The organism is Roseibaca sp. Y0-43 (assembly GCF_020667835.1).
Taxonomy (GTDB): Bacteria; Pseudomonadota; Alphaproteobacteria; order Rhodobacterales; family Rhodobacteraceae; genus Roseinatronobacter.
Map to the genome: position 1 here is coordinate 1 of NZ_JAFMPR010000031.1, position 2,089 is coordinate 2,089.

At 54.5% G+C, this 2,089-nt stretch carries 1 protein-coding gene; it reads left to right on the forward strand.

Translation table 11 applies throughout. The features are described 5' to 3' along the window. Window positions 1-961 precede the first annotated feature (961 nt). A complete protein-coding gene (locus tag J1C52_RS14945; RefSeq protein ID WP_227428726.1) occupies window positions 962-1,858 on the forward strand; it encodes an AraC family transcriptional regulator in 897 nt (298 codons plus the stop codon). The last annotated feature ends 231 nt before the right edge of the window (window positions 1,859-2,089 follow it).

The following is a 2,089-nucleotide window of genomic DNA, read 5'->3' on the forward strand; positions in this document are numbered from 1 at the left end:
CCCCAGCTGATTCAAGCCGGGCCAAGGTTGCACATGGGTCAATTCTCAATGACAATTTCTGCTGTTGCCGGGTCAAATCTCAGTGGCAATCAACAGCGGTAGTGCAAACCGCTGGCTGGCCGCACTTGTCGCGCGCAAGTCGAAGATAGTGGCCGCCGTTGGCTTGCGAATAAGATGGCACAGATGATTTGGGCACTTTCGAAACAGCAGGAGAATTATCGAATGGCGTGAACTGGATCCAAAAAGGCAAAAGGCACGAAATGGCCGCAAGGCCAGGGTGAGCGATCGACGAGGCGTACGCGATACGGACTTCGAAGTTCAAGGCAGGGAAATTCAGACCCGAGGCTCGAGCGCTTGCAGCTCTCTGAACCGATATGAACCCAGCCTTCCGAACAGCATACCGGCCCGTGGCGTCATGGAAGGCCACATTCAAAGGCCTAACACACGTCCGATCGGAGACCCCGCAGAAAATCGAAGATAACATTTGCCAAACAGGGGGCATCCACCGCATCAGTTCAGTGCGCTCGCCCTTCACGGCTTCAAGCGCCACCCGGGCCTTGAACCCAGCGTCATGGTTCCTGCGTTTCTTTTTGTTCTGATCTCCTCGTTCCTGTAGAGCAGCAAACGTCAGATCGTAGCTTCCGTCACTGTCCGATTGTCAGGGGGTAGCTCAATAGTTTGGTGTCAAACATAGAAAAGGGCTCCGGGTCGCTTTGCGCTAAATTATGTTTATTTATCAGGGCTGCGGGCTTACGTCGAATGGAAGTTTTGACGCGGATGAGGTCTAGTACCAATGGCGTTAGCAGATGCGTTTTAGTTTCGGTAAGATCAGGGCACTATGCGAAGCGTTCGTACCATCCCACCTCTAGCGAGTAGGCTCGCAGCCGAGCTTCTTGCACGTGGCTATACTGATGCCGAGGTATTCCCTAGACATTCATCCGTCCGACCTGAAATCGCTTTGTTGGAAGACAAGGTTCCCATTTCTGGGGTTTTGGATTTCTTTGAACATGCTGCGCGGCTGACGGGTGACGATCTGATCGGCCTAAAGCTTGGGGCAGAGTGTGACGCGCGCGACTTCGGCCTCGTGTCATTTATTGGGATTTATTCGGATACGTTGGGCGACGGGCTGCGCAACATGGCACGCTATATGGCGCTGACCGGAAACGCTCTATCCCTCGATGTGAGCGGTTTAGACACGACTGGGCGTGTTATTTTCGACTGGGCCGTGCCTCCGCACGAGCGCAGACGTCAGTACGTCGAATGTGTTCTGGCCTGTACCATTACCGGTATTTCGAACGTCATGCACCGCACCATGCGTCCTCGCGCGATAAACTTCGCCCATATCAGGTCACGTACGCGACCCGAGTTTCTCAGAATTCTCGGGTGCCAACCAGAGTTTGGTGCTGGCTGCGATGCGTTAGAATATACAGCTCACGACCTTGCATCAATTCTGCCTTCCCATGACCACAAGCTGATGGCCTTCCTAATGGAAGTGGCCGATCATCGCATGGAGCAGCGCCCCGCAAATGAACCTAAGATTTTAAAGGATGTCGAGACAGCGATTTTGCGTCAGATCGGGCGCGGTAGTCCACGAATCAAGGACGTGGCAAACGACCTCGCGATGAGTCCGAGGTCGCTTGCCCGCCGCTTGCAAGATCAGGGAACCAGTTTTTCGGAGGTGCTGAAACAACTGCGTGCCAGCCTCGCAACAGACTACCTGCGTGAGAGCGGTCTATCGCAGGCCCAAATTTCGCTTTTGCTTGGGTTTGCGGACCAGTCCGCGTTTTCGAATGCCTTCAAATCCTGGACGGGAAAAAGCCCGGGTGCCGTGAAGCGTAAACCCTATGAAACACTTTGAAGTCGCGGCGGAGCTCGAAAGGGCCGTTCCTCGACGCGGCCAACGCCATAGCGTGTATCAACCGTATCGAACCGTGGATCGATGCCCCGCGGATTTTTTCTCAACCGTGCTGTTCTGGATCTGAATTGTAAGTATTCGCCGAGGCTTTCAATTACCCACAAGTTTGGCTGCGTCGCGTCGCCCGTGCAGCTTCGAAGCCGATGACAATATCGGCGAGGCGAGAGAAGCCGC